Origin of the sequence: Pseudomonas tolaasii NCPPB 2192 (assembly GCF_002813445.1) — a bacterium.
GTDB lineage: Bacteria > Pseudomonadota > Gammaproteobacteria > Pseudomonadales > Pseudomonadaceae > Aquipseudomonas > Aquipseudomonas tolaasii.
This window is the reverse complement of record NZ_PHHD01000001.1, coordinates 997,118-1,021,708: the sequence shown is the minus strand read 5'-3', so window position 1 is coordinate 1,021,708 and position 24,591 is coordinate 997,118. Positions and strand designations below refer to the sequence as shown.

Here is a 24,591-nt window from a genome sequence, read left to right as displayed (position 1 = left end):
GCACCACCCAAGGCTTTCGAAGCACAAAAACAACAATTTCGAACGAGCACTTTGAGGACAACGATCATGATTATTTACGGTGTGGCATTGCTGGCGATCTGCATGTTGGCGGGCGTGATCCTGGGCGACATGCTCGGCGTTTTGCTCGGCGTCAAATCCAATGTGGGCGGGGTGGGCATCGCCATGATCCTGCTGATCTGCGCGCGCTTGTGGATGCAAAAGCGCGGCGGCATGACCAAGGATTGCGAAATGGGCGTGGGCTTTTGGGGCGCCATGTACATCCCCGTGGTGGTGGCGATGGCCGCGCAACAAAACGTGGTGACTGCGCTGCATGGCGGCCCGGTCGCGGTGCTGGCGGCGATCGGCTCGGTGGTGGTGTGCGGTTGCACGATTGCCCTGATCAGCCGAACGCACAAGGGCGAGCCGTTACCCGCCGAAGAACCACTGATTGCTGTAGCGGGAGGGCGCTGATATGTGGGCGCTCATTGATAAGGGTCTGGAAAATAACAGCCTGGTTACCGCCTTTGCTTTTGTCGGCGTGGTGATGTGGATTTCTGTGGTGCTGTCCAAGCGCCTGACGTTCGGGCGCATTCATGGTTCGGCGATTGCCATCGTCATCGGGCTGGTACTGGCCTGGGTGGGCGGCACCGTGACCGGCGGGCAAAAAGGCCTGGCGGACATGGCACTGTTCTCCGGTATTGGCTTGATGGGCGGCGCGATGCTGCGTGACTTTGCGATTGTCGCCACGGCGTTTGAAGTGCAGGCCACCGAGGCGCGCAAGGCCGGATTGATTGGTGTGGTGGCGCTGCTGCTGGGTACGGTGCTGCCGTTTATCGTCGGCGCGAGCATGGCCTGGGCCTTTGGTTACCGCGATGCGATCAGCATGACCACCATTGGCGCCGGTGCCGTGACCTACATCGTCGGCCCGGTCACCGGTGCGGCGATTGGCGCGACCTCGGATGTGATGGCGCTGTCGATTGCCACGGGGTTGATCAAGGCGATTCTGGTGATGGTCGGCACGCCGGTGGCGGCGCGCTGGATGGGGCTGGACAACCCGCGTTCGGCGATGGTGTTTGGCGGGTTGGCCGGAACGGTCAGCGGTGTGACGGCCGGGCTGGCCGCGACGGATCGGCGGTTGGTGCCGTATGGCGCGTTGACCGCGACGTTTCATACCGGGCTTGGGTGTTTGTTGGGGCCTTCGGTGCTCTACTTCATTGTGCGTGGCTTGGTCGGCTGATTGTCGCTGGCTTTGATGGCCTCATCGCGGGCAAGCCCGCTCCCACCTTTTGATTTGTGAATGCATTCAAGTGTGGGAGCTGGCTTGCCTGCGATGGCGGTCTCAAGCCTGGCGGTTGGCGTACATCCGGCATTCCGCCAGCAACGCGAGCAAATTCGGGTCGCGCTCCTTGGCCTTCAAAAACACCACGCCAATCTGCTGCTGCAACCGGTAACGGGGTTGCAGCGGTATCAGCTTCACGCGGTTCTCGTACACCGCCGCAATTCGCCCTGGCAGCAAGGCATAGCCCACACCCGAGCTGACCATACTCAGCAACGTGAAAATGTCATTGACCTGCATCGCCACCTTTGGCTCGAACCCCGCCTGCTTGAATACGCGGTTGCCATCCTGATGGGTGGCAAAGCCCTGGGTGAGGGTGATGAAGGTGGCGTCGCGCACGTCGGCGAGGTCGATTTGCTGTTCGCGGTCGAAGGGTGAATCCGCCGGCGTGGCCAGGAAAATATCGTCGGAAAACAGCGCGATCTGCTCGCAGTCGGGGTCGTTGGCGTGGTCGTCGAGGGAGATGAGGATCGCGTCCACTTCCATGTTCTTGAGCTTGTAGAGCAGGTCGAAGTTGGAGCCCAGGATCAGGTCGATATTGAGTTCGCTGCGGCGAATTTTCAGGCCCATGATCAGCTGCGGCACGGTTTTTACCGTGAGCGAGTACAGCGAGCCCAGCTTGAAACGCTCGGCGGAGAAGCCAGCGGCTTCGCGGGTCAGGCGCACGCTGTCGACCACGTCGGCCACCAGTTTCTGCGCGCGTTCTTCCAGCACGTAGGCGCTTTCCAGCGGCGTGAGGTTGCGGCCCTCGTGCTTGAACAACGGGCAGCGCAGGGCGTTTTCCAGCGAGTGGATGGCGCGGTGCACACTGACGTTGCTGGTTTGCAGCTCGGCGGCGGCACGCGCCAGGTTGCCGGTGCGCATGAACGCCAGGAAGATTTCCAGCTTCTTGAGGGTGAATTCTTCGTCGATCAGCATGGCCGTGACTCTGGTTCGAATGCCGTCGATTGTGCCCCTAAAACCAGTTCACTCCCAGCCATGCACTGCCCAGGCCCAGCAGCACGCCGAAGATGATCAGCCAGATCGCGTTCAGCCGCGTGTAATACACCACGGCGGCGCTGGCCAGGGTCAGCACCAGGCTGGTGGTGTTGTTTTCCAGGCTGTTCATCAGGATGTAGGTGGAGGCGAGAATCAGGCCGATGGAAATCGGCAGCAGGCTGCGTTTGACGCGCTGCACCCAAGGCGTTTGCGTGTGCTTCTCCAGCCAGCCCGCGCCGAGGTACGCCAGCACCGAGCAGGGCACCAGCTTGGCCAGCAAGGCCACCAGCGCTCCCGGCAGGCCCGCCGCCTGCTGGCCGATAAACACCAGGAACATGCCGTTGGGCCCCGGCAATGCCTGGGAAAGGGCGAAGAAGGCAACGAATTGCGCGTCGGTGATCCAGTGCATATCCACCACGGTGTAGCGGTGAATGTCGCCGATGGCCACGGTGTTGCCGCCAATCGCCATCAGCGACCACAGCGCGCATTGGATCATCAGGTGCAGCAAAACGGTTTGCATCAGCCGGCCACCCGCTTCGTGTCGATAAAGCTCAGGGCCAGGGAGCTGGGGATGCTGATCAGCAAGACCATCCACAGCGGCAGCACCAACACCGCCATCAGCACGAAGGTCAGGACGAACGCGCTGTAGTTGGCGAGCGTTCCGGGCATGGCCTTGAGCAAACGCAGGGTGGTGCCGAGCATCAAGCCGGTGGCGATCGGCATCACCGCGCCGAAAATCTGCTGCACCACCTCGTGGCTCCACCATTTGGCATAGGCGAACCCGGCCAGTACGGTGATGATCGAGGGGAACAGGTACAGCCCGCACACGGTCACAACCGCACCTGGCAAGCCATGCAGGCGCCGGCCGAAGATGATGCCGACGTTGCCGATATTCGGGCCGGGGAAGAACTGGCCGGTGGTCAGCAGTTCATTGAAGCCTTGCTCGGTGACCCACTGCCTGCGGTCAACCATCATCTGCCGCGCCCAGGGCATCACGCCGCCGAAGCCGAAAAGGCCGACCAGGGCGAAGTTGTAAAACAACTGCCACAGAGTGGGTTGAGGCTGGTCAGGTTCGAGTTCGGGCATGGAGAGTACCGATGAGGTGCTTTTATGTGGGAGCGAATGATCTACGGGCCCGTGTATTTGGGCAAATGAAGAAAGGGTGTTACCTGATGGTGAGTGAGTCGCGTCAGAATGCTTGGGTGATAACGGTTATTCGAGGTGAGTGACACATGTATCACGGGGAACGATTCAACGCCTGGAGCCATTTGCTCGGGGCGGTTGCGGCCTGCATCGGGGCTGTGTGGATGTTGGTGGTGGCGAGCCTGGACGGCAGCCCCTGGAAGATTGTCAGCGTGGCGATTTATGGCTTTACGTTGATGGTGCTGTACAGCGCATCCACCGTGTACCACAGCGTGCGCGGGCGGCGGAAAGAGATCATGCAAAAGGTTGATCACTTTTCAATCTACCTATTGATTGCCGGCAGCTACACGCCGTTTTGCCTGGTAACGCTGCGCGGCCCCTGGGGCTGGACGCTGTTCGGCATCGTCTGGGGGCTGGCGGTGATCGGCATTTTGCAGGAGATCAAGCCGCGCTCAGAGGCGCGGATTCTGTCCATTGTGATTTATGCGGTGATGGGCTGGATCGTGCTGGTGGCGGTCAAGCCGCTGCTCGCCGCGCTGGGCACGGCGGGGTTTGTGTGGCTGGCGTCGGGCGGGGTGTTGTACACCGTCGGCATTATCTTCTTCGCCCTGGAAGATCGGCTGCGGCATTCCCACGGGATCTGGCACTTGTTCGTGATCGGCGGCAGCCTGCTGCACTTTGTGGCGATCATGCATTACGTGCTGTGACCTGTGGGAGCTGGCTTGCCTGCGATAACGGTGGGCCAGCCGACCTCTTTGGTGGCTGATCTGTCCTCATCGCAGGCAAGCCAGCTCCCACAGTTTTGATTGGGTTTGCACAGCAGGTCAGAAGTCGCCCCAAAGTTGCTGGGCGACGGACAGCGCCACCACCGGCGCCGTTTCAGTGCGCAGTACGCGCGGGCCGAGGCGGGCGGCGTGAAAGCCTGCACCTTGAGCGGTTTCGACTTCGCCGTCAGTCAACCCGCCTTCGGGGCCGATCAGGAAAGCCAGGCGGGATGGCTTGGCGTGGCTCACCATCGGCTCGGCGACCGGGTGCAGCACCAGCTTCAAATCCGCGTCGGTTTGCTTGAGCCAGTCGGCCAACAGCAACGGCGGGTGTATCACCGGCACCGTTGACCGCCCGCATTGCTCGCAGGCGCTGATCGCCACCTGGCGCCAATGCAGCAGGCGTTTGTCGGCGCGTTCGTCCTTGAGGCGCACTTCGCAACGCTCGCTGAAGATCGGGGTGATTTCGTTGACCCCAAGCTCGGTAGCTTTCTGAATCGCCCAGTCCATGCGCTCGCCCCGGGACAGGCCCTGGCCGAGGTGAATATGCAACGGTGATTCGGTTTGCCCGGCAAAGCGTTCGGTCAGTTGCACGGTGACACGCTTCTTGCCGACTTCCAGCAAGCTGCCCAGAAACTCCTGGCCGGAGCCGTCGAACAGTTGCACGGCGTCGCCTTCGGTCATGCGCAGTACACGGCTGATGTAGTGCGCCTGGGCTTCGGGCAACTCATGGTCGCCGATGCTCAGCGGGGTGTCGGTGAAGAAGCGGGACAGTCTCATTTCTGTTCTCTGGAAATTGGTGTGCACAGTGGACGCGGAGCGTCTTGGGCTGCATTCCCACGCAGAGCGTGGGAACGATCATGTGTTTAGCCCGGATCGCGGAAGTCGGGGTGGAAGTTTTTCGGGACTGCCACGCTGACTTTGCTGTTGGTGGCGATGTCGATGCCTTCACTGGCCACTTCAGCCAGGAAGTCGATCTGCTCCGGCGTGATCACATAGGGCGGCAGGAAGTACACCACGCTGCCCAGCGGGCGCAACAGCGCGCCTCGTTCGAGGGCATGCTCGAACACCTTCAAGCCGCGGCGCTCCTGCCACGGGTAGGCGGTTTTGGTGGCTTTGTCCTGCACCATTTCGATGGCCAGCACCATGCCGGTCTGGCGCACCTCGGACACATGGGGGTGGTCCACCAGGTGTGCGGTGGCACTGGCCATGCGCCGGGCCAGGGCCTTGTTGTTCTCGATGACGTTGTCTTCTTCGAAAATATCCAGCGTCGCCAGCGCCGCCGCACATGCCAGCGGGTTGCCGGTGTAGCTGTGGGAATGCAGGAAGGCGCGCAGGGTCGGGTAGTCGTCGTAGAAGGCGTCGTAGACGTCGTCGGTGGTGACCACGGCAGCCAGTGGCAGGTAGCCGCCAGTCAGGGCCTTGGACAGGCAGAGGAAGTCCGGGCGGATGCCGGCCTGTTCACAGGCGAACATGCTGCCGGTGCGGCCGAAGCCTACGGCGATTTCGTCGTGGATCAGGTGCACGCCATAGCGGTCGCAGGCTTCGCGCAGCAGCTTGAGGTACACCGGGTGGTACATGCGCATGCCGCCAGCGCCCTGAATCAACGGCTCGATGATCACGGCGGCGACGGTGTCATGGTTCTCTGCCAGGGTCTGTTCCATGGCCAGAAACATGTTTCTCGAATGTTCTTCCCAGCTCATGCCGTCGGGACGCAGGTAGCAGTCCGGGCTAGGCACTTTAATGGTGTCGAGCAGCAGCGCCTTGTAAGTCTCGGTAAACAGCGGCACATCGCCCACCGACATCGCGGCGATAGTTTCGCCGTGGTAGCTGTTGGTCAGGGTAACAAAGCGCTTTTTGTTCGGCAGGCCGCGGTTGAGCCAGTAATGAAAGCTCATTTTCAGCGCGACTTCGATGCACGACGAGCCATTATCGGCGTAGAAGCAGCGAGTCAGGCCTTCGGGCGTCATCTTGACCAGGCGCTCGGACAGCTCGATCACCGGCTGGTGGCTGAAACCGGCGAGGATCACGTGTTCCAACTGGTCGACCTGGTCCTTGATGCGCTGGTTGATGCGCGGGTTGGCGTGGCCGAACACGTTGACCCACCAGGAACTGACGGCGTCGAGGTAGCGCTTGCCTTCGAAATCTTCCAGCCAGATGCCTTCACCGCGTTTGATCGGGATCAACGGCAGTTGCTGGTGGTCTTTCATCTGGGTGCAGGGATGCCAGAGCACCGCGAGGTCGCGTTGCATCCACTGGTTATTCAAGCCCATCGTCTTATCTCCTCGAAGCGATCCTGCGTGCGGCGTAGGCGAAACAATCGCGCAAGCCTATGCAATGCCAGGCCGTGCCACAACCCATTGCGGCCTTGCAGGATGAATTGGCAGTAAATGCAGGACGATCTGTCACGTTTCCTGGGAATAGTCCTTAATCGATTGTTAACGTACTGTGCCTACTCTCAAGATCGTATTTCTCGATATTTCAAAGCGAAATTTTCGCTTTAATTCGATAGGTAAATCGCTAGTCTTGGGCACGGCTCTTACGGGATTTTGGACATGCAGCTACGTAATTCAAAGGCCCGCTATGGTTGGGTCAGCATGGTTTTGCACTGGGGCGTTGCCCTGGTGGTGTTTGGTTTGTTCGCGCTGGGCCTGTGGATGGTCGGTCTCGACTACTACGACGCCTGGCGCAAAGACGCGCCCGACCTGCACAGGAGCATCGGCATCACGCTGTTCGCCGTCATGCTGGTGCGCATTGTCTGGCGCCTGGTCAGCCCGCCACCTCCACCGCTGGCCAGCTACAGTCGTTTGACCCGTATTGGCGCTGCATTTGGCCACGCTTTCCTTTATCTGGCGCTGTTTGCCGTGATGATTGCCGGGTACCTGATTTCCACCGCAGACGGTGTCGGTATTTCGGTGTTTGGCCTGTTTGAGATTCCTGCTGTGATTTCCGGTCTACCGGATCAGGCAGACAACGCCGGCCTGGTGCATTTGTACCTCGCCTGGGTACTGGTGGTCTTCGCCGGCTTGCACGGCGTGGCTGCGTTGAAACACCACTTTATCGATCGTGACGCGACCCTGACGCGAATGCTGGGGCGCAAAGCCTGATGTTCAACCTCGACTCACAAGGAATAGAAAGCATGTTGAAAAAGACTCTCGCCGCTCTGGCTATCGGTTCCGCCCTGCTGTCCGCAGGCACCGCGATGGCCGCTGACTACAAGATCGACAAGGAAGGCCAGCACGCCTTCATCGACTGGAAAATCAGCCACCTGGGCTACAGCTACGTTCACGGTACCTTCAAGGACTGGGACGGTACTTTCAGCTGGGATTCGGCCAAGCCTGAAGACAGCAAGATTTCCGTCGACGTGAAAACCGCCAGCCTGTGGTCCAACCACGCAGAACGTGACAAGCACGTGGCCAGCAAAGACTTCCTGGACGTGGCCAAGTTTGCCGACGCCAAGTTCGTCTCCACCTCGGTTAAATCCACCGGCGCCAAAACGGCTGACGTGACCGGCGACCTGACCTTCCACGGTGTGACCAAGCCTGTGACCTTCAAGGCCACCTTCAACGGCGAAGGCAAAGACCCGTGGGGCGGCGAGCGTGCCGGCTTCAACGCTACCACCACCCTGCAGCTGAACGACTTCGGCATCAAAGGCCCGGGCCCGACGTCCCAGACGGTTGACCTGGACATCTCGCTGGAAGGCGTCAAAGCGAAGTAATTTTCGCCGCTGTAATGAAGCGCCGACCCCCGGGTCGGCGTTTTGCTGTCTGGCGTACGGTCACTGTGCTACAGGCTGGCTTGAAACGCTTCGGCCTCGTCTTTGAGCCATTGCTGCAGGGCGTTCAGTTGTGCCGAACGTTGACTGCCGGCGGGCCAGACCAGGTAGTAACGGGAGGAGTGCGCCGGTTCGATATCGGTCAGTTTGACCAAGTCGCCGCGGTGAATCAGCGAGTGGGCGATGGATCGGCGAGTCAGCGCGATACCGTATCCCAGCCTCACAGCTTCGAGCAGCTGCGTCGAGTCGGTGAATTCCAGCGAGGCCTGCGGGCGCTGGCCTTCCACGCCGGCTGCGCTGAGCCAGACGGGCCAGCTTTCACTGGCGTGCAGCAGTGGCTGATGGAGGATGTCATGCGCCGTATCCGGCAGCACGCCTGCGTTGAAGTGGGGAGCTGCAACCACGATGAGGGTGTCCGCCATCAGCGGTTCGCACTGTACGTCAGCCCACTGGCCATGGCCGAAACGAATCGCGCAATCAATCAGGCCTTGCTCGAAGCTGGCGAACTCCATGCTCGATTCCAGTTTCAACCGAAACCCGGGGTGGGCACTCATGAAACCTTGCAGGCGCGGGAGTAACCAATACATGGCGTAGGAGGGCAGCACCGAAAGCGTCAACTGCGGGTGCCTTGCTTTGGCCACCAGTTTCTCCGTAACCCCTGCAATTTCGCCCAGTGCCTGCCGGATTTGATAGGCATAAACCCGGCCTTCCTCCGTCAGCAGCAACGTGCGCTTGTGACGCGTCACCAGCGCAATGTCCAAATACTCTTCAAGAGAGCGAATCTGATGGCTGACGGCACTGTGAGTGACATGCAGTTCAAGCGCCGCCAGGTTCACCTTGCCCAGCCGCGCCAGGGCTTCGAAGGCGCGGAGTGCCGCAAGCGGAGGAAGTTTCAATAGGTGAATTCCTTTCACGGAAAAGCCTAATAATAGCCGCTATACGCCAATTAAACGGGCTACCGATAATGAGCGACGAGTTATTTACTCAAATAACGTTGAGTTGAACATTGTGGAGCGGCGAACCGTGATTGATGAAATCCAGGCGTTTTTGAAAGATTACTTCAGTGTTTTGCAAACTCAGGATTTAAAGGCGTTTGACCAGGTGTTTCACCGTGGCTGCATGCTTTACAGCGCACAGAATGCCGATGTGGTGGTTCGACCGTTTGACGAGTACCGAACCATGGTCGAAGGGCGTCAGTCGCCGCAGGAAAGCGGGTTTCCACAACTGGACGAAGTGCTGCTGATTGATGTGATGTCGCCGCAAATGGCCATCGCCAAAGTGCGTCTACGTTTATTCAATAACGTCATGGTCGATTATTTAAACCTGATGAAAGTTGAAGGCCGCTGGATGATCTTTGCCAAACTCTTTCACAAGGCCGGTGAAATTTCCGAACGATGATTCAACTACGGATACAAAAACGCCCCGAATAATCGGGGCGTTTTTTTACAGCATCAACACTCAGCGGTTGCGGGTCAGCAGCGCCGGTTTCTCACCACGAGGACGGCCTGGCAGTTGGTCCAACTGCTCGGGTGTCGGGAAGCGGTCGGCTTTCGACTCCTTGTGGATGATCTTCGGCGCCGGGCCGCCACGCGGGTTCTGTACGGCCGGTTCGGACGAGCGTTGCTGGTCGTCACGGTTCGGGCGGCGGTTGCGCGAGTCTTCGCGACGCGCCTGACCGTCACGCGGGGCGCCATTGCGCGGGCCATTGCGCTTGGCAGGTGGCGTACCGGTGGTGCCGCCGCTGCTGTTACGCGGGCCGTTCTGACGACCGCCCTGGGGTTGGCCGCCGCTTGGAGCACCTGCGCCAGCGCCCTGTGCCGGAGCACCTGGGCGGCGACCACGGCCCTGGGCCGGTTTGGCTTGGGGCACGTAGTCGACACGGTTGCCGAAGTTGTCGATATCGTCGTCCAGGAACTCGTCCGGCGCACGGTCGGCGGCCGCGCGCGGCGGCTGGCTCGGTTGGCGCTGTTCGCGGGCCGGCGTGCCTTCACGAGGTTTTTGCTCGCGGGCCGGGCGTTCGCCACGGCCGTTGGTTGGCGCCTTTTCCTTGCCGCCCTTGTCTTTGCCCTTGTCGCGACGACCACCGCCACCACCGCCGCCGTTCGGGCCATCGCCCTTCGGACCGCGTGGGTTGCGTGGGTTGCGAACGTCCGGGCGTTCACGCGCTTCCGGCTTTTCAGCCTCCACGGCGCTGGCATCGAAGCCCATCAGGTCGCCGTCGGCGATTTTCTGCTTGGTCATGCGCTCGATGCTTTTCAGCAGTTTTTCTTCGTCCGGCGCCACCAGGGAGATGGCTTCACCCGAACGACCGGCGCGGCCGGTACGGCCGATACGGTGCACGTAGTCTTCATCGACGTTCGGCAGCTCGAAGTTGACCACGTGGGGCAACTGGTCGATATCCAGACCGCGCGCGGCGATATCGGTGGCGACCAGAATGCGCACGGTGCCGGCCTTGAAGTCGGCCAGGGCTTTGGTGCGCGCGTTCTGGCTCTTGTTGCCGTGGATGGCGACGGCGGTGAGGCCGTGCTTGTCCAGGTACTCGGCCAGGCGGTTGGCGCCGTGCTTGGTGCGGGTGAACACCAGCACCTGTTCCCACGCGCCAGCGGTGATCAGGTGGGCCAGCAGCGCACGCTTGTGGCTGGCGGCCAGGCGGAAGACGCGTTGCTCGATGCGCTCGACCGTGGTGTTCGGCGGCGTGACTTCGATGCGTTCCGGGTTATGCAGCAGTTTGCCGGCCAGGGCCGTGATGTCCTGGGAGAACGTGGCCGAGAACAGCAGGTTCTGACGTTTGGCCGGCAGGCGGGCGAGGACCTTTTTCACGTCATGGACAAAGCCCATGTCGAGCATGCGGTCGGCTTCGTCCAGCACGAGGATTTCCACGTGGGACAGGTCGACGCTGCCTTGGCCGCACAGGTCGAGCAAACGCCCCGGGCACGCTACCAGCACGTCCACACCACGGGACATGGCCTGAACCTGCGGGTTCATGCCGACGCCGCCGAAGATGCAGGCGCTGACGAACTTCAGGTCGCGGGCATACAGCTTGAAGCTGTCATGCACTTGCGCGGCGAGTTCGCGGGTAGGGGTCAGGACCAGTACGCGCGGTTGGCGCGGGCCGTGACGCTGGGATTTGTCCGGGTGACCGTTGGGGAACAACCGCTCCAGGATCGGGAGGGCGAAGCCGCCGGTTTTACCAGTACCTGTCTGAGCCGCAACCATCAGGTCGCGACCTTGCAACACGGCGGGAATGGCCCGCTGTTGCACCGGAGTAGGCTCGGTATAGCCCGCTGCCTCGATGGCGCGGACTAAAGCCTCGGAGAGACCGAGGGAAGCAAAGGACATGAGTAATCCTGTTTTAGTTAGGGCTTGGCCCAGAGGGATAATCTTGCCGGGCGTGAATGGCGCTTAGGGGAGCGAAATCCCGTCCGGTCCTGCTGCGTCTGGCGGGCACTCCACCGGCTCGCGCGGGCTGAAAGCTGCGCAGTAGCTGGGTTGGGTGCCTTTTTCAAGACCTCAGCGGCCGGGCGTAAGCCTGGCGGAAAGGCCGGAGTATAACAGAGCAATCACGGCGCGCTGCTTTCCTGCTGCTCAACGGTGTGTTCTGGAGGCGTAATGGCCGCAATTCCAGCGTATTTGGCACTCAGGGCGGCGTAGGCCGGTTCCTGTTTGAAGCGTTTGAGTTCGGCGGCAAAGCGCCGCACCAGCAGGTCCATGCCGGCGCCACGGCGTACCGCGAGAAATTGCTGCTGGCGGCTGACCACCAGCGGCGCCTGGCTGATCTTGCCTTCCAGCCCCAGGGCCTTGATCACATGCTGGCCGACGCGACGGTCGGTGATCACCAAGTCGATGCGTCCCAGCGCCAATTTGCCGAAGTTGGCCTCGTGGCTGGGCGCCGGCTCGCGTTTGAACAGCGTGGACTCGCTGAAGCCATCGCCGTACAGGTAGCCCGGCGAAGTACCGACAGTCAGGCCGCGCAGGTCGGCCAGCGTTTCAACCGGGTGCGGGCGTTCGTTGGCATAGAACAGCGCAAACTCGACTTCCGACAAGGGTTCACTGGGGTACAGCAGTTGGGCGTCGCGGTCATGGCTGTGGAAAATATCCAGCGCGCCATCGGCGTGGCCCTGGTCAAGCATCGCCAGGCAGCGTTTCCAGGGCAGGAATTGCCAGTCCACGTCAACGCCCAGGCGCTGGAATACGATCACGGTGGTTTCATAGTCGAGCCCGCGCATGGTGCCTTTGTCTTCGTAGACATAAGGCGTCCAAGGTTCGGTGACAATGCGCAGTTTCTCGCCGAAAGCGCTGAGGCTCAGGAGAGTAAAAAGCACGGCGGTCAACAACTTGAGAATGACGGGCATGCCCTGAGATTACGATGCTGTTGCCTTAAAGAGAAGCTCTGGCATGCGCATTGGCGGGTAGTGTGGCGGAACAAAAAAGGCCCTCGTGATGACGAGGGCCCTGGGTGCTGCGGGCAAACCCTCAGCGTGGCAGCTTGAGGTTGTTCCAGATGGCGAGGCTCGGCTCGGCCTGGTTCAGGGTGTAGAAGTGCAAGCCCGGGGCGCCGCCTTGCAGCAGCCGCTCGCACATTTCGCTGATGACCTGCTCGCCGAACGCCTGGATGCTCTTGACGTCATCGCCGTAAGCTTCCAGTTGCTTGCGCACCCAGCGTGGGATTTCAGCGCCGCACGCGTCAGAAAAACGCGCCAGTTTGCTGTAGTTGGTGATCGGCATGATGCCCGGCACGATCGGGATGTTCACACCCATGGCCCGTACGCGCTCGACGAAGTAGAAATAGCTGTCGGCGTTGAAGAAGTACTGAGTGATCGCGCTGTCGGCACCGGCGTTGGCCTTGCGCACGAAGTTGTGCAGATCGTCTTCGAAGTTGCGTGCCTGAGGGTGCATCTCCGGGTAAGCCGCCACTTCGATGTGGAAGTGGTCACCGCTTTCTTCGCGGATGAAACTCACCAGGTCATTGGCGTAGCGCAGCTCACCGCTGGCCATGCCCATGCCGGACGGCAAGTCGCCACGCAGGGCGACGATGCGCTTGATGCCGGCTTGCTTGTATTGGGTCAGCAGGCCGCGCAGGTCGGCCTTGCTGTCGCCCACGCACGACAAGTGCGGAGCGGCGGGAACTTTGACCTGGCTCTCCAGCTGCAGCACGGTGTTGATCGTGCGGTCACGGGTCGAGCCGCCGGCGCCGTAGGTGCAGGAAAAGAAGTCGGGGTTGTAACTGGCCAACTGAGTGGCAGTAGCCATCAGTTTTTCATGCCCAGCATCGGTCTTGGTCGGGAAGAACTCGAAGCTGTAGCGACGGTCTTGGGACATGGTAATACCCTTGGGAACTCGAAAGCCTGTGAGGCATGTGGGAGCCTGGCTTTTGTGGGAGCCGGGCTTGCCCGCGATGCAGGCACCTCGGTATTTCAGGTATACCGAGGTGATGCTATCGCAGGCAAGCCAGCTCCCACCTTAAAGCTGGCGCCTACAGGGCTGCTTAGTAGCGGTAAGCGTGCGGCTTGAACGGACCTTCAACGGTCACGCCGATGTAATCGGCCTGGGTCTTGGTCAGTTGAGTCACCACGCCGCCGAAGCCACGGACCATTTCCAGGGCCACTTCTTCGTCGAGTTTCTTCGGCAGTACTTCCACGGTCAGGCGCTCGGCTTTCTGGGCGGGCGACAGGTCGGCGTACTTCTGTTCGAACAGGAAGATCTGCGCCAGTACCTGGTTGGCAAACGAGCCGTCCATGATGCGGCTTGGGTGGCCAGTAGCGTTGCCCAGGTTAACCAGGCGGCCTTCAGCCAGCAGGATCAGGTAGTCGTCGTTCTGCGGGTCGAAATCACCGGCGCCGGTACGGTGAACTTTGTGTACCTGCGGCTTCACTTCTTCCCATGCCCAGTTCTTGCGCATGAAAGCGGTGTCGATTTCGTTGTCGAAGTGGCCGATGTTGCAGACAACAGCGCGCTTCTTCAGGGCCTTGAGCATGTTTGCATCGCACACATTCACGTTGCCGGTGGTGGTCACGATCAGGTCGATCTTGCCCAACAGGGCCTTGTCGATGCTCGCTTCGGTGCCGTCGTTCTGGCCGTTGATGAACGGCGAAACCACTTCGAAACCGTCCATGCAGGCTTGCATGGCGCAGATCGGGTCAACTTCGGAGACTTTAACGATCATGCCTTCCTGACGCAGGGACTGGGAGGAACCCTTGCCCACGTCACCGTAGCCGATCACCAGGGCTTGCTTGCCCGACAGCAGGTGGTCGGTACCGCGCTTGATGGCATCGTTCAGGCTGTGACGGCAGCCGTACTTGTTGTCGTTCTTGCTCTTGGTGACCGAGTCGTTGACGTTGATGGCCGGGATTTTCAGCTCGCCCTTGGCCAGCATGTCCAGCAGGCGGTGTACGCCGGTGGTGGTTTCTTCGGTCACGCCGTGGACGCGGTCGAGAATCTGCGGGTACTTCTTGTGCAGCAGCTCGGTCAGGTCACCGCCATCGTCGAGGATCATGTTGGCGTCCCATGGCTTGCCATCCTTGAGGATGGTTTGCTCCAGGCACCACTCGTACTCTTCTTCGGTCTCGCCTTTCCAGGCGAACACAGCGATACCGGCAGCGGCGATGGCGGCAGCGGCCTGGTCTTGAGTCGAGAAAATGTTGCAGGACGACCAGCGTACTTCGGCACCCAGGGCAACCAGGGTTTCGATCAGCACGGCAGTCTGGATGGTCATGTGGATGCAGCCGAGGATCTTCGCGCCCTTGAGCGGTTGCTCAGCGGCGTACTTGCGACGCAGACCCATCAGGGCCGGCATTTCGGATTCGGCGATAAAGGTTTCGCGACGGCCCCAGGCAGCGAGGGACATGTCGGCGACTTTGTAGTCGTTGAATTCTGCAGGCGTGTTGACAGCGCTCATGAAGAGCCTCCATTCGTAGTGTGCGAATGGGCGCCGTTGTGCGTTTAGTATCCAGCTGGCTAACCAGGCTGGACAACGCCCCATCCGAGCCTGACAGGTTGAACCTGCTGCAGCGCCCCTCGGACAGGTGGCGGGAGAACGGTATCAACTGAAGATGACCGTTTTGAAGCGGGGGCGATTATAGCCGTGTGCGCGGCACTTCCCAAGCCTTTCTGTCGGCCAAATCAAGATCGCGCATAGGGCTGATAGGCAATGGCGCGTAGAGGTCGGGCGCGGGCTCTGCCATGATGTCTTCCATCATTTCGCAAGACGCTTTGGAGTGACCATGAACTTCCACACCCGCAAATGGGTTAAACCCGAAGACCTCAACCCCAACGGCACCCTGTTCGGCGGCAGCCTGCTGCGCTGGATCGACGAAGAAGCGGCCATCTATGCGATTGTCCAGTTGGGCAACCAGCGCGTGGTGACCAAGTACATCTCAGAAATCAATTTTGTGAGTGCCTCGCGCCAGGGCGACATCATCGAGCTGGGCATCACCGCCACCGAATTCGGCCGCACCTCCATCACCCTCACCTGTGAAGTGCGCAACAAAATCACCCGCAAAAGCATCCTGACCGTGGAAAAAATGGTCTTCGTCAACCTGGGCGAAGACGGCTTGCCCGCGCCCCATGGCCGCACCGAAATCAAATACGTGAAAGACCAGTTTCAGGATGAGTAACGCTGGCGCGGTTTGATTTGCGTAACCAAATCATTCCGCGCGGATCCTTCCCAGGCCCTCTCGTCACTCAGGACTACATCCTGATGAGAGTGCCTCCGTATGAAAATTTCCACCCCGGCAGGTTCCCGGCCTGCGATTGCTGGCACGCCGACGCCGCCACCCGTTCAGCAAGATGCTGCGAACAAAGTTCTGCTGAACGAGGCCGGCGACCGCAAGGTAACCCTCAGCCGTGACGCTGCCGGCCGCATCACCCTGATGTTGGCACCGCCTGCGGTTACCCAACTGGTACTCAGTGGCGGTGGGGCCAAGGGGGTGGCCTTCCCGGGAGCCATCAAGGCGCTGGAGGAAAACAATGCGTTGCAGGGGGTTCAAAGTGTTTCGGGGTCGTCGGCGGGGGCTATTTCGGCCGCGTTGTTGGCCAGCGGCATGACCGCGCAAGCATTCACCGAACTGTCCAATAACCTTGATCTGTCTTCGCTGATGGACAGTTCGAACGCGTTGACCCGTTGGTTCCAGAAGGCGGGATCAAAGATTGGAAACTGGCTGGGTAAATTCAGCCGTCACTTGCAAACAGCCACTACTGTGCTTCCGCGCCTGGGAACCGAAGCCGAGAAACTGGAAGAGCTGGTGCGTAGCCAAACACGCGCCACGGTGCTGGCGCGTATTGCCGAGTCGCCTTCGAAGGCGGACCTGCCGGCAGTGAAGGCCATTGCGGACAAACTCCGCGCCGGTGGGGCAGTAACTTTTTCCGATTTGCACACACTCAGCCCGCACATTCCCGCCATCAAGACCCTCAATATCACCGGAACCGGCACGTTCGAGGGGCGTTCGCAGTTGGTGGTCTTCAACACCAGCCTGACCCCGGATATGGATGTGGCGCGCGCCGCGCATATCTCCGCCGCCCTGCCGGTGGTGTTCAAAGCGCCGGTGGAACAAGGGCACGGCTTTCAGGTCGACGGCGAAAGAAATGCCTTTCAGGACGGCGGCCTGATGCTCAACACGCCGGTTGATGGCCTGTACCAGCGCCAGTTCCCGGACAGCCCGCTGAGTCGCCCAGAGCAATTGATTCTGACATTCGAAACCATCCCGCTTCAGTCCCGTGGCGGCTATGGCAGTGCCACGGCGGATTCGGCGCTGGGCGTGAACTTCGCCGCGAATGAACAGCTGAACCAGGCAAGGCTGAAGAAAGGCTACGCCGATCAGACGGTGCAGATGCCCCTGAAAACGGAGCAGGGTGACTACAGCAGTTTTTTCAGCGGAACCGTCAATTTCGCCCTGCCGGATGAGGCCAAGAAAGGCTTGCAAGATAACGCGCTGAAAGCCGTGAACGGGCATTTGCAGCAACGAGCGCTGGTACGCCAGGAGCATAAGTTTGCGTCGACCGAGCATGCCGTGCTGGCCATGGACGATGAGTTGCTCGCCAGTGTCGAAAGCTCATTGGCTCAGGATGATGCCTCGCGTGATGTGCTGCGCTTCAGGCGAGAAGCCAAAGCGATGCTGGCGCACGTCCATCAGGCGATAACCGAGGCGAACCAGGCCGGTGACCGCCTGGAAATCACACCGCGCCTGGCGTCTGCATTGCGCAACCTGGAGGCCCTTGCCACTCATCCGGCCTATTCGCAGTGGCTCGCCAAGCAGCTGAATGTGCCTGACAACGCCAACTTCCAGCAACTGCTGCAGGTCACGGCCAAGCTGGAGCGTGGTGCGGTGTCGCGGGTAATGCTCGGCGCGGTGGACGAAATGAAACGGCGTGATGTTGCCGTCGTTGCCGGTCATTTCATTCGCGACGTGATTTATCCCGCCATGTTCCGGCCAGGCCAGCCTGACGCCAATGTCGAGTTGCTGCGCCGTGCAGAGCGTGACCTGGGCAAGGCGCGCACGCCGCAGGACTTCAATGCCGTGCTCGACAGCATCACCGAGCGCTACAGCGCGCCTGACAAACTATGGGACAAACCCTTCAGCGACAACACGCTGAACAGGGCCAAGGCCTGGCGCATGCGGGTTTAGCGAGCGTGCCATTGAACAGCCACTGTCGCGGCGTGTCGTAGCTACAGGCACCCTTCGGACTCCGGTACATCATGGCCACTCAAACAGACGGAAAAACCCCCAACCTGTCGCAGGAAGAGCAACAGGACGTGGACAAAAACCAGCCGCCCCGCGCGGCTGTGCTCCATGAAATCATCCGTACACAGGGCGACCAGGAGCTGGAACGCAATGTGGCGGCGCTGTGGTGGTCGGCGCTGGCCGCCGGGCTGACCATGGGTCTGTCGTTGATGGGCATGGGGCTGCTCAACTCGCGCCTGCCGGATGGCGAAGGGTTCAAGGTGATCGCCAGCTTTGGTTACTGCGCGGGTTTCCTCGCGGTGATTCTTGCGCGTCAGCAGTTGTTCACCGAAAACACCCTGACCGCCGTGCTGCCGGTGATGAGCAAACCGACGCTGGCCAATGCCGGCCGCCTGTTGCGGCTGTGGACGGTGGTGCTGGTGGGCAACCTGTGCGGCACCTTGCTGGTGGCCTACGTGATGTTGCACTTGCCGATCTTCGATACCAAGACGGATATGGCCTTCCTCGAAATCGGGCGCAAGGTCATGGAAAACGACCCGGGCCAGATGTTCGCCAAGGGCATAATTTCCGGCTGGATGATCGCCACCATGGTGTGGATGATCCCCTCCATGGAAAGCGCCAAAATGTTCATCATCATTCTGATCACCTACCTGATGGCGCTGGGGGACTTCACCCACATCGTCGTCGGCTCGGCGGAGGTGTCTTACCTGGTGTTTGCGGGCGAGCTGCCGTGGAAGGATTTCTGGCAGGTATTCGCCGGACCAACCCTGGCGGGCAATATCATTGGCGGCAGTTTTATCTTTGCGCTGATCAGCCACGCGCAGATTCGCAGCGAAAGCAGCCTGCCGGGCAAAAAGGCTGCGGACCCGAGGCATCCGCAGCAGATCGATAAGGGTCAGTGAGCGTCAGGTGTGGCCTGGGGCTCGTCCCGGGTCACGCGCTTGACCAGTTTGCCGATGCTCAAACCCTGCAACAGGATCGACGACAGCACCACGATGTAGGTGATGCTCAGCAGCAAATCGCGCTCCGGGCCCAATGGCAGGGCCAGTGCCAAGGCCACCGAGACGCCGCCGCGCAAGCCGCCCCACGTGAGAATGCGGATAGTGCCGCGCGGCACCGTACGCCAGCGGCGCAGCAGCAGGATCGCCGGGGCCACGGTCAGCAGGCGTGACAGCAGGATTGCCACGGCCAGTAAACTGGCTGCGAACACGTGCAGCCAGTTGAACGGCAACAGCAGCAATTCCATGCCGATCAGCGCGAACAGCAGGGCGTTGAGCATGTCGTCGAGCAATTCCCAGAAACCGTCCAGGTAACGCCGCGTCATGTCGTTCATCGCCAGCTTGCGGCCCAGGTTGCCGATGATCAAACCCGCAACCACCATCGCAATCGGTGCCGAAACGTGCAGTTCGGTGGCCATCGCAGAACCGCCGATCACCAGTGCCAGGGTCAGCATCACTTCGATCTGATGCTGCTCGATGCTCTTGATCATCAGGTATACGAGGTAGCCGATGAGGCCGCCGAACACCACCCCGCCAATGGCTTCATGGGCGAACAGCATGGCGGTGGCGCCGACGGTTGGCGTTTCACCCAGCTGTGCGATGCCCAGCAACACGGTAAATACCACCACTGCTGTGCCGTCGTTGAACAGCGACTCACCGACAATCGTGGTTTTCAGGGGTTTGGAAGCATTCGCGGTTCGCAGCACGCCGAGCACCGCAATCGGGTCGGTGGGCGAGATCAGTGCACCAAACAACAGGCAGTACAGGAAGCTCACGTGCCAGCCGAACAGGGCAAAGATGTAGTACGCCAAGCTGCCGATCACCACGGTGGCGATCAATACGCCGAAGGTCGCCAGCAAGCCGATGGGCCAGCGGTAGCTGCGCAGGTCGTTCAGATTGACGTGCAAGGCGCCGGCGAACAGCAGGAACGAGAGCATCCAGTTCATCAGCAAGTCGCCGAAGTCGATCTGGCCGATCAGTTGCTGGATGCGTTCTTCCAGGCCCGGGTAGCCGATAAAACTCAGGCCTTGCAGAATCAGGGAGAACATCAAGGCGGTGACCATCACGCCGATGGTCGGCGGCAGGCCGATGAAACGGAAGTTCACATAGGTGAGCAGAGTGGTGAGGCAAATAAAGGCGGCCACGAGTTCAAGCATCCGGGGTCCTTGGAAGTTGGGGTGGAACGGGCATGATGGGGGATGGACCGCATTGGCAGCCTGATGTTGCACGGTTTGCGCAAAAGCCTGATAGAACCTTTCGGCGCGGGGCGGCTCATAGCGGTTGGGTGCGGCCTGGCGGTATTAGTGCTAAAACTCTAACTCCTGACTAAAACGACAAAAGGAATCAGTGATGACGGTCGCTTTCTGGTGTGTGTTGATCGCAATTTTCCTGCCTTATCTGTGCACGGGGGTGGCCAAATTCAGCGGCGGCAAGTTCGGGCCGCGGCAGAACCATGACCCGCGTGCGTTTCTCGATACCCTCGAGGGGGTGGCCAAGCGTGCCCACAATGCGCAACTCAACAGCTTTGAGGTGACCCCGGCGTTTGCGGCGGCGGTGATCATTGCGCACCTGGCCGGCACGGCATCGCTGGTGACCATCAATGTGCTGGCGGTGCTGTTTATCACCAGCCGCCTGCTGTACATCATTTGCTACCTGGCCGACTGGGCGATGTTTCGCTCGCTGGTGTGGGCGGTGGGGATGGCATTGATTGCGAGCTTCTTTTTTGTCTCGATCTGACGGTTGACGCAGAACCTCTGTGGGAGCTGGCTCGAGATCATTCCCACGCTCTGCGTGGGAATGCCGCTCTGGACGCTCTGCGTCCGTTTGTGACGCGGAGCGTCACGGGATGCGTTCCCACGCGGAGCGTGGGAACGATCAGGCTGTCAGGTTCCGGCGGGGGCATCGGGCACGTGCGGTAATGCTGCGCCCTTTGGCCACAACATCCAGATCTGGCCCTGCTGCTTCATATTTCCCGCCAAATCGCCTGCAGCCTGGCCGGTACCCCAGAACAGGTCTGCGCGCACCTCGCCAGTGATGGCGCCGCCGGTGTCCTGCGCGGCGACGGGCCGTGCGAGGGGCGAACCATCCGGTTTGGTCGTCGACAGCCATAACAGGCTGCCCAGCGGAATGACTTTGCGGTCCACCGCCACGCTGTAGCCGGCGGTCAGCGGCACGTTCAGCGAACCGCGCGGGCCTTCGTTGCTGTCCGGGCGAGCGCTGAAGAACACATAGCTGGGGTTGCTGGCCAACAGTTCAGGAATACGTTGCGGGTTGGCCTTGGCCCAGGCGCTGATGGCGCCCATGCTCACTTCTTCCTTCTTCAACTGGCCTTGCTCCACCAGCCAGCGGCCGATGGGGCGGTACGGGTAGCCATTCTGGTCGCCATACCCCACGCGCAACTGACGCCCGCCTGCCAGTTGAATGCGGCCCGAGCCCTGGATCTGCAGGAATTGCAGGTCCATCGGGTCGGTCAGCCATGCAATTGGCTTGGCGCTGGAGCCCTGGCCATTGATGGTGCTCGCGTCGTCATAGGGTTTAAGCACGCGGCCCTCCAGGCGACCGCGCAGGCGTTTGCCCTTGAGTTCGGGGTAGATGCTTTCCAGGTTGACGATGATCAAGTCGTCCGGCACGCCGTACACCGGCACATGAGCGGTGGCCGTTTCGGTCAGGCTGCCGGGGTAGACCGGTTCGTAGTAACCGGTGATCAGGCCGTTTGGCGTGTTGTCGGCAGAGCGCAGGCCGAATACATCCAGGCGCTCCTTGAGAAAGGCGCGTACCGCCACGGCATTGCCCGGCACAGTGGCCGCCGCTGCACAGGTTGCGCCCCAGACCGGGTCGGCCTTGAGGCGCTGGCAGGCGCTGCGCCAGGATTCAAAGCCTGCCAGCAAATCGCCGTCGGATACTGCCGGCAGAGCTTCCCAAGGCGCGTTCACATAGGTGGCGACGGCGTGGGGTTTCGCCGCTTCATCTGTTTTGCCGGCGTCCTTGCCGCCATCGCAACCGGCCAGCAGCGCGATCATCGGCAGAGCCCACACCAGGCGGCGGCTCCAGCGTTTCAACATGACACTCATACACACCTTTCCTGAAGCGATTGCCTGTATCTCAATGTGCTCAGGCAACCCTTATTATTAATAGGGCTATTGGTCTTTGCGGGCGGGGCGAGGATACTGGCCGCCGTTTCCCGTGACCTTGAAGCCAACATGACTTTTAAAAGACTGACCGTTGTATTGCTGGCCTGCCTGACACTGTCCGCCTGCGGCGGCGTCGACCCTAATTCGCCTTTGGGTCAGCGCAAGGCGATCTTCAAGCAGATGCTCAAGACCGGCGAAGACCTGGGCGGCATGTTGCGTGGACGTATTCCGTTCGACGGCGCCCGGTTTGCCGAAGGCGCGGTCAAACTCGATGCGTTGTCCCATGAGCCGTGGAAGCATTTCCCGAGCGTGCGTGAAGAAGACCACACCAGCGCCAAAGACAACGTCTGGCAGCAGCAGGCACGCTTTCAGGAGCTGGCGCGCAACCTTGAAACGGCCACCGGTGAATTGGTGATCGCAAGCCGGGTCCAGCCTTACAAGGCCAGCAACCTGGGGCCAGCCGTGCAGAAAGTCGAAGATGCCTGCACCGCCTGCCACAAACAGTTTCGCGACCACTGACCGGTTTTACTGGTCGAGTTCTTCGACGGCGTCCTGCAGTTCCTTGCGGGACTGCGCGAGTTTGTCTTTACGCTTGTTGATCTTGTCCGCGTCGCCTTTTTTCATTGCCTTGTCGAGGTCGGCCTGACGGCGGCTGACTTCATGCTTGGCGTCGAGCACCTTGTTTTCACGCTCTTTGCGCAAGGAAGCGTCGGTGCAGTTGGCGGTGACTTCACTCAGGGCTTTTTCCAGGCCTGCCTGTTGCTCGCTGTTGCCGTGGGCCTTGGCTTGTTCGATCTGGGTGCTGATGGCCTGGCGCTTGGCGGCGCAACCGGTGAGTGGTTGGGCTTGTTCGGCCGCCAGCAAGGGTGTGGCCATGAGGCTTGCGACGGTCAACAAGGCAAGCGGGGCGAGAAATTTCATATAGGGCTCCAAAGTCGAAAGCGAAAAGCAGGGTGAATTCTGCCAAGGGTTTACTGTTGATCAGGCCGGGCTTGAAAACCGTCTATACCGGCCACGCGTAAAGTTTCAGCCAGGGCCTGAACGTGCGGGTCGCGAAAAAAAGCACTCAGTTGTGCCGCGCGACCCGGGCCGATGCCATCAATGGCCAGCCAGGCCTGGGTGTCTTTGGCGACCAGCGTCTGCCAGTCACCCTCCAGATTGTTACGGGCCGCAGGCGGTACACCCAGGGCTTTGAGCCATTGTGCAAAAGGGCGCTGCCGGGCGCTTTGAATGCCTTCGAGCACCCGCGCACGGCTGCGTTCGCCGAAGCCATCAATGTTAGCAAGCTCTGCCGCATCCAGGGTTAACCAATCGAGAAAGCCTGCGATTAGACCGGCCTGGATCAATACGTTCCAGGTCTCGCGCCCGATATGTGGCAGCGCCAGGCCCTGGTTCCCGCTGAGCCAGGTCAGGCGCGACAGCATTTGTTCTTCGCAGCCCGGGTCCAGTTGCCAGCAGCTCAAGGCGTGATAGGCGCGCGCGTCGGGCTCGTGCACCTCAACCCGGTTGGGGTTGCGCAGGATGACCTGATCCAGCCTTGGAATCACCTGCCCGGCAAGGCTGATGGACACCTGGTCGCCGGGGCGGATATCCAGCGCCTGCCAGCGTTTGAGCGAGCCGACGCTGACGCGGCTGATCTGCCGGTCATCCAGCTGCACCGGCTCCAGTTCCAGAATGGGGGTGATGCGCCCGGTGCGGCCGATAGTGAAATTTACCTTGCTTACCAGCGCCAACGCCTTGGCCGCCGGGTACTTCCAGGCCACGGCCCAATAAGGCGTGCTGACCTGCCAGCGCTTGGCGGGCGCACGTCTGGCCTGATGCAGGACCACGCCATCACTGGCAAAAGGCAACGGGTGGTTGTACCAGTAGGTTCGCCAGCGTGCGGCTTCGGTGATGTTCTGGATGGCGTGGCTGTAGCGTTGGCTGTCGGTGAAGCCCAGGCGGGCGAGGGTGGCGAGGCGTTCGCTGAAGTCAGCCGGGCCGTCGGGCCAGGCCCAGATGAACAGGCCAATGCCTGCGGCCTCTGTGTCGCTCAACTGCAGGCGGTTCATCAGCCCGGCGACCTTGCTGCGGGCATTCAGCCCAACGTTGGCCGATTGCACATGTTCGTCGAGGCGCCAGTAGAGTTCGCCTTGCAGCACCAGGTCGATGGCTTCGGGCAACTGCTGGACGATGCCGGGAATCTTGCGCGCTGCGGTTGACCAGTCCTGGCCAAGCAGGCCGTCGCCCCGGCTGATGACCTGGCTCAAGCGACCCCGGCGATACCTCAGGGTCACCGCCACCCCGTCGACTTTGGGCTGAACCCAGACATCTTGCCGGCTGCCAAGCCAGTCGGCTACGGCGGCTTCATCCAGCAGTTTTTGCAGGCCCGTGTGTGCGACCGGGTGCGGTAGCGTGCCTCGTGAGCTCGCCAGTGGCTGGTCGGCCCTGTTCACCGCCTGAGGAAAGCATTCGCGCCAGCCCGCAAGACGTTGGCGGGCCTGGTCGTAGAGTTCGTCGCCGACGGGGGAGTGGCCGAGCCGATGGTAGCTGTCATCCCACTGCCTGATCTGTTCGGCGAGGTGGGCCACTTGGGAGCGCGCCTCTTCGGGACAATTGCCGGCCCACGCCAGGCATGGCAGGGCGCTGAGTAAAAGAGCTGTCAGTACACGCATCATGAGCATCCTTGCTCGAAAGGGGGCGTTCAGCCTAAGTGATCCAGGTCCTCACAAAACAGCCTGATGGCGCGGTGAATTTGTTAGCGAGTTTCTGTAACTGGCCATGAAAAAAGCCCCGCCAGGCAAACCTGG

The 24,591-nt window shown here is 60.9% G+C and carries 25 protein-coding genes and 1 riboswitch; of the genes, 11 read left to right on the top strand and 14 right to left on the bottom strand.

Annotated elements, in window-relative coordinates; genetic code table 11:
* Positions 1-66: 66 nt before the first annotated feature.
* Both madL and madM read left to right on the top strand, forming a co-directional pair.
* The gene (gene madL, locus ATI14_RS04750) at positions 67-471 is read left to right on the top strand and encodes a malonate transporter subunit MadL (protein ID WP_016972929.1); all 405 of its coding nucleotides are present in this window, start codon (positions 67-69) and stop codon (positions 469-471) included.
* Position 472: 1 nt separating this feature from the next.
* Positions 473-1,237 carry a malonate transporter subunit MadM gene (gene madM, locus ATI14_RS04745; protein WP_016972928.1) on the top strand — a complete coding sequence of 255 codons (765 nt, stop codon included), beginning with the start codon at positions 473-475 and terminating at the stop codon, positions 1,235-1,237.
* A 102-nt stretch (positions 1,238-1,339) separates the two neighbouring features.
* Here the strand turns inward: madM and ATI14_RS04740 are convergent, their stop codons facing one another.
* Genes ATI14_RS04740 through ATI14_RS04730 form a run of 3 tightly spaced genes read right to left on the bottom strand, consistent with a single transcriptional unit; the run spans position 1,340 to position 3,400 of the window.
* Complete coding sequence (locus ATI14_RS04740) at positions 1,340-2,254, bottom strand: LysR family transcriptional regulator (RefSeq protein WP_016972927.1); 915 nt, start codon at positions 2,252-2,254, stop codon at positions 1,340-1,342.
* 37 nt (positions 2,255-2,291) lie between these two features.
* Positions 2,292-2,834: a chromate transporter gene (locus ATI14_RS04735; protein WP_016972926.1), complete on the bottom strand. Its 543-nt coding sequence runs from the start codon at positions 2,832-2,834 to the stop codon at positions 2,292-2,294.
* A complete protein-coding gene (locus ATI14_RS04730) occupies positions 2,834-3,400 on the bottom strand; it encodes a chromate transporter (RefSeq protein WP_016972925.1) in 567 nt (188 codons plus the stop codon). The genes ATI14_RS04735 and ATI14_RS04730 overlap by 1 nt, the downstream gene beginning before the upstream one ends.
* Positions 3,401-3,546: 146 nt before the next feature.
* Between ATI14_RS04730 and trhA the strand changes: the two genes are divergently transcribed.
* Positions 3,547-4,164, top strand: a complete 618-nt coding sequence (gene trhA / locus ATI14_RS04725) for a PAQR family membrane homeostasis protein TrhA (protein WP_016972924.1) — start codon at positions 3,547-3,549, stop codon at positions 4,162-4,164.
* Positions 4,165-4,281: 117 nt separating this feature from the next.
* Here trhA and ATI14_RS04715 read toward each other — a convergent pair whose 3' ends face one another.
* Positions 4,282-5,001 carry a 16S rRNA (uracil(1498)-N(3))-methyltransferase gene (locus ATI14_RS04715; RefSeq protein WP_016972923.1) on the bottom strand — a complete coding sequence of 240 codons (720 nt, stop codon included), beginning with the start codon at positions 4,999-5,001 and terminating at the stop codon, positions 4,282-4,284.
* Between the two features lie 86 nt (positions 5,002-5,087).
* The gene (locus tag ATI14_RS04710; protein ID WP_080520148.1) at positions 5,088-6,494 is read right to left on the bottom strand and encodes an adenosylmethionine--8-amino-7-oxononanoate transaminase; all 1,407 of its coding nucleotides are present in this window, start codon (positions 6,492-6,494) and stop codon (positions 5,088-5,090) included.
* Between the two features lie 282 nt (positions 6,495-6,776).
* Here ATI14_RS04710 and ATI14_RS04705 point away from each other — a divergent pair, with 282 nt between their 5' ends.
* Entirely contained in the window at positions 6,777-7,328 is a 552-nt protein-coding gene (locus tag ATI14_RS04705) for a cytochrome b (RefSeq protein WP_016972921.1), read from the top strand.
* 32 nt (positions 7,329-7,360) lie between these two features.
* Complete coding sequence (locus tag ATI14_RS04700; protein ID WP_016972920.1) at positions 7,361-7,939, top strand: YceI family protein; 579 nt, start codon at positions 7,361-7,363, stop codon at positions 7,937-7,939.
* 68 nt (positions 7,940-8,007) lie between these two features.
* Here ATI14_RS04700 and ATI14_RS04695 read toward each other — a convergent pair whose 3' ends face one another.
* Positions 8,008-8,892 (bottom strand): LysR substrate-binding domain-containing protein, encoded by an 885-nt coding sequence (locus tag ATI14_RS04695; RefSeq protein WP_080520147.1) that lies wholly within the window; start codon positions 8,890-8,892, stop codon positions 8,008-8,010.
* A gap of 127 nt (positions 8,893-9,019) precedes the next feature.
* On the opposite strand from ATI14_RS04695, the gene ATI14_RS04690 reads away from it, so the two are divergent.
* Positions 9,020-9,394, top strand: coding sequence for a nuclear transport factor 2 family protein (locus tag ATI14_RS04690; protein ID WP_031320177.1), 375 nt, complete (start codon positions 9,020-9,022; stop codon positions 9,392-9,394).
* 60 nt (positions 9,395-9,454) lie between these two features.
* Here the strand turns inward: ATI14_RS04690 and rhlE2 are convergent, their stop codons facing one another.
* The 4 genes from rhlE2 to ahcY all read right to left on the bottom strand — a co-directional run bounded on the left by rhlE2 (position 9,455) and on the right by ahcY (position 14,891).
* Positions 9,455-11,335: an RNA helicase RhlE2 gene (gene rhlE2 / locus ATI14_RS04685; protein ID WP_080520146.1), complete on the bottom strand. Its 1,881-nt coding sequence runs from the start codon at positions 11,333-11,335 to the stop codon at positions 9,455-9,457.
* Between the two features lie 221 nt (positions 11,336-11,556).
* Positions 11,557-12,348, bottom strand: a complete 792-nt coding sequence (locus ATI14_RS04680) for a substrate-binding periplasmic protein (protein WP_016972916.1) — start codon at positions 12,346-12,348, stop codon at positions 11,557-11,559.
* A 121-nt stretch (positions 12,349-12,469) separates the two neighbouring features.
* On the bottom strand, positions 12,470-13,315 hold the full coding sequence (gene metF / locus ATI14_RS04675) for a methylenetetrahydrofolate reductase [NAD(P)H] (RefSeq protein ID WP_016972915.1): 846 nt from the start codon (positions 13,313-13,315) through the stop codon (positions 12,470-12,472).
* Between the two features lie 166 nt (positions 13,316-13,481).
* Positions 13,482-14,891 carry an adenosylhomocysteinase gene (gene ahcY, locus ATI14_RS04670; protein WP_016972914.1) on the bottom strand — a complete coding sequence of 470 codons (1,410 nt, stop codon included), beginning with the start codon at positions 14,889-14,891 and terminating at the stop codon, positions 13,482-13,484.
* A 21-nt stretch (positions 14,892-14,912) separates the two neighbouring features.
* Positions 14,913-15,018, bottom strand: a riboswitch (S-adenosyl-L-homocysteine riboswitch).
* Positions 15,019-15,216: 198 nt separating this feature from the next.
* Between ahcY and ATI14_RS04665 the strand changes: the two genes are divergently transcribed.
* From ATI14_RS04665 to ATI14_RS04655, 3 genes are all read left to right on the top strand, one after another.
* Positions 15,217-15,609, top strand: coding sequence for an acyl-CoA thioesterase (locus tag ATI14_RS04665; protein WP_016977737.1), 393 nt, complete (start codon positions 15,217-15,219; stop codon positions 15,607-15,609).
* Between the two features lie 99 nt (positions 15,610-15,708).
* Positions 15,709-17,616: a patatin-like phospholipase family protein gene (locus tag ATI14_RS04660; protein ID WP_016972911.1), complete on the top strand. Its 1,908-nt coding sequence runs from the start codon at positions 15,709-15,711 to the stop codon at positions 17,614-17,616.
* A gap of 71 nt (positions 17,617-17,687) precedes the next feature.
* Positions 17,688-18,575: a formate/nitrite transporter family protein gene (locus ATI14_RS04655; RefSeq protein WP_016972910.1), complete on the top strand. Its 888-nt coding sequence runs from the start codon at positions 17,688-17,690 to the stop codon at positions 18,573-18,575.
* On the opposite strand, the gene ATI14_RS04650 is transcribed toward ATI14_RS04655, so the two are convergent.
* Positions 18,569-19,828, bottom strand: coding sequence for a cation:proton antiporter (locus ATI14_RS04650; protein ID WP_016972909.1), 1,260 nt, complete (start codon positions 19,826-19,828; stop codon positions 18,569-18,571). The genes ATI14_RS04655 and ATI14_RS04650 overlap by 7 nt on opposite strands.
* 193 nt (positions 19,829-20,021) lie before the next feature.
* Here ATI14_RS04650 and ATI14_RS04645 point away from each other — a divergent pair, with 193 nt between their 5' ends.
* Positions 20,022-20,408, top strand: coding sequence for an MAPEG family protein (locus ATI14_RS04645; RefSeq protein WP_016972907.1), 387 nt, complete (start codon positions 20,022-20,024; stop codon positions 20,406-20,408).
* Positions 20,409-20,554: 146 nt separating this feature from the next.
* Here the strand turns inward: ATI14_RS04645 and mltA are convergent, their stop codons facing one another.
* Positions 20,555-21,742, bottom strand: coding sequence for a murein transglycosylase A (gene mltA, locus ATI14_RS04640; protein ID WP_016972906.1), 1,188 nt, complete (start codon positions 21,740-21,742; stop codon positions 20,555-20,557).
* 129 nt (positions 21,743-21,871) lie between these two features.
* On the opposite strand from mltA, the gene ATI14_RS04635 reads away from it, so the two are divergent.
* Positions 21,872-22,321, top strand: coding sequence for a c-type cytochrome (locus ATI14_RS04635; protein WP_016972905.1), 450 nt, complete (start codon positions 21,872-21,874; stop codon positions 22,319-22,321).
* Between the two features lie 6 nt (positions 22,322-22,327).
* On the opposite strand, the gene ATI14_RS04630 is transcribed toward ATI14_RS04635, so the two are convergent.
* Together ATI14_RS04630 and ligB are read right to left on the bottom strand one after the other, a co-directional pair.
* Positions 22,328-22,723, bottom strand: a complete 396-nt coding sequence (locus ATI14_RS04630) for a DUF1090 domain-containing protein (protein WP_016972904.1) — start codon at positions 22,721-22,723, stop codon at positions 22,328-22,330.
* Between the two features lie 50 nt (positions 22,724-22,773).
* Positions 22,774-24,459 carry an NAD-dependent DNA ligase LigB gene (gene ligB / locus ATI14_RS04625; RefSeq protein ID WP_016972903.1) on the bottom strand — a complete coding sequence of 562 codons (1,686 nt, stop codon included), beginning with the start codon at positions 24,457-24,459 and terminating at the stop codon, positions 22,774-22,776.
* Positions 24,460-24,591: the final 132 nt, after the last annotated feature.

Excerpts from the sequence above, each read along its gene's own strand:
- madL (WP_016972929.1), top strand. The coding sequence starts at position 67 with ATGATTATTTACGGTGTGGCATTGCTGGCGATCTGCATGTTGGCGGGC.
- madM (WP_016972928.1), top strand. The coding sequence starts at position 473 with ATGTGGGCGCTCATTGATAAGGGTCTGGAAAATAACAGCCTGGTTACC.
- ATI14_RS04740 (WP_016972927.1), bottom strand. The coding sequence starts at position 2,254 with ATGCTGATCGACGAAGAATTCACCCTCAAGAAGCTGGAAATCTTCCTG.
- ATI14_RS04735 (WP_016972926.1), bottom strand. The coding sequence starts at position 2,834 with ATGCAAACCGTTTTGCTGCACCTGATGATCCAATGCGCGCTGTGGTCG.
- ATI14_RS04730 (WP_016972925.1), bottom strand. The coding sequence starts at position 3,400 with ATGCCCGAACTCGAACCTGACCAGCCTCAACCCACTCTGTGGCAGTTG.
- trhA (WP_016972924.1), top strand. The coding sequence starts at position 3,547 with ATGTATCACGGGGAACGATTCAACGCCTGGAGCCATTTGCTCGGGGCG.
- ATI14_RS04715 (WP_016972923.1), bottom strand. The coding sequence starts at position 5,001 with ATGAGACTGTCCCGCTTCTTCACCGACACCCCGCTGAGCATCGGCGAC.
- ATI14_RS04710 (WP_080520148.1), bottom strand. The coding sequence starts at position 6,494 with ATGGGCTTGAATAACCAGTGGATGCAACGCGACCTCGCGGTGCTCTGG.
- ATI14_RS04705 (WP_016972921.1), top strand. The coding sequence starts at position 6,777 with ATGCAGCTACGTAATTCAAAGGCCCGCTATGGTTGGGTCAGCATGGTT.
- ATI14_RS04700 (WP_016972920.1), top strand. The coding sequence starts at position 7,361 with ATGTTGAAAAAGACTCTCGCCGCTCTGGCTATCGGTTCCGCCCTGCTG.
- rhlE2 (WP_080520146.1), bottom strand. The coding sequence starts at position 11,335 with ATGTCCTTTGCTTCCCTCGGTCTCTCCGAGGCTTTAGTCCGCGCCATC.
- ATI14_RS04680 (WP_016972916.1), bottom strand. The coding sequence starts at position 12,348 with ATGCCCGTCATTCTCAAGTTGTTGACCGCCGTGCTTTTTACTCTCCTG.
- metF (WP_016972915.1), bottom strand. The coding sequence starts at position 13,315 with ATGTCCCAAGACCGTCGCTACAGCTTCGAGTTCTTCCCGACCAAGACC.
- ahcY (WP_016972914.1), bottom strand. The coding sequence starts at position 14,891 with ATGAGCGCTGTCAACACGCCTGCAGAATTCAACGACTACAAAGTCGCC.
- ATI14_RS04665 (WP_016977737.1), top strand. The coding sequence starts at position 15,217 with ATGAACTTCCACACCCGCAAATGGGTTAAACCCGAAGACCTCAACCCC.
- ATI14_RS04660 (WP_016972911.1), top strand. The coding sequence starts at position 15,709 with ATGAAAATTTCCACCCCGGCAGGTTCCCGGCCTGCGATTGCTGGCACG.
- ATI14_RS04655 (WP_016972910.1), top strand. The coding sequence starts at position 17,688 with ATGGCCACTCAAACAGACGGAAAAACCCCCAACCTGTCGCAGGAAGAG.
- ATI14_RS04650 (WP_016972909.1), bottom strand. The coding sequence starts at position 19,828 with ATGCTTGAACTCGTGGCCGCCTTTATTTGCCTCACCACTCTGCTCACC.
- ATI14_RS04645 (WP_016972907.1), top strand. The coding sequence starts at position 20,022 with ATGACGGTCGCTTTCTGGTGTGTGTTGATCGCAATTTTCCTGCCTTAT.
- mltA (WP_016972906.1), bottom strand. The coding sequence starts at position 21,742 with ATGAGTGTCATGTTGAAACGCTGGAGCCGCCGCCTGGTGTGGGCTCTG.
- ATI14_RS04635 (WP_016972905.1), top strand. The coding sequence starts at position 21,872 with ATGACTTTTAAAAGACTGACCGTTGTATTGCTGGCCTGCCTGACACTG.
- ATI14_RS04630 (WP_016972904.1), bottom strand. The coding sequence starts at position 22,723 with ATGAAATTTCTCGCCCCGCTTGCCTTGTTGACCGTCGCAAGCCTCATG.
- ligB (WP_016972903.1), bottom strand. The coding sequence starts at position 24,459 with ATGATGCGTGTACTGACAGCTCTTTTACTCAGCGCCCTGCCATGCCTG.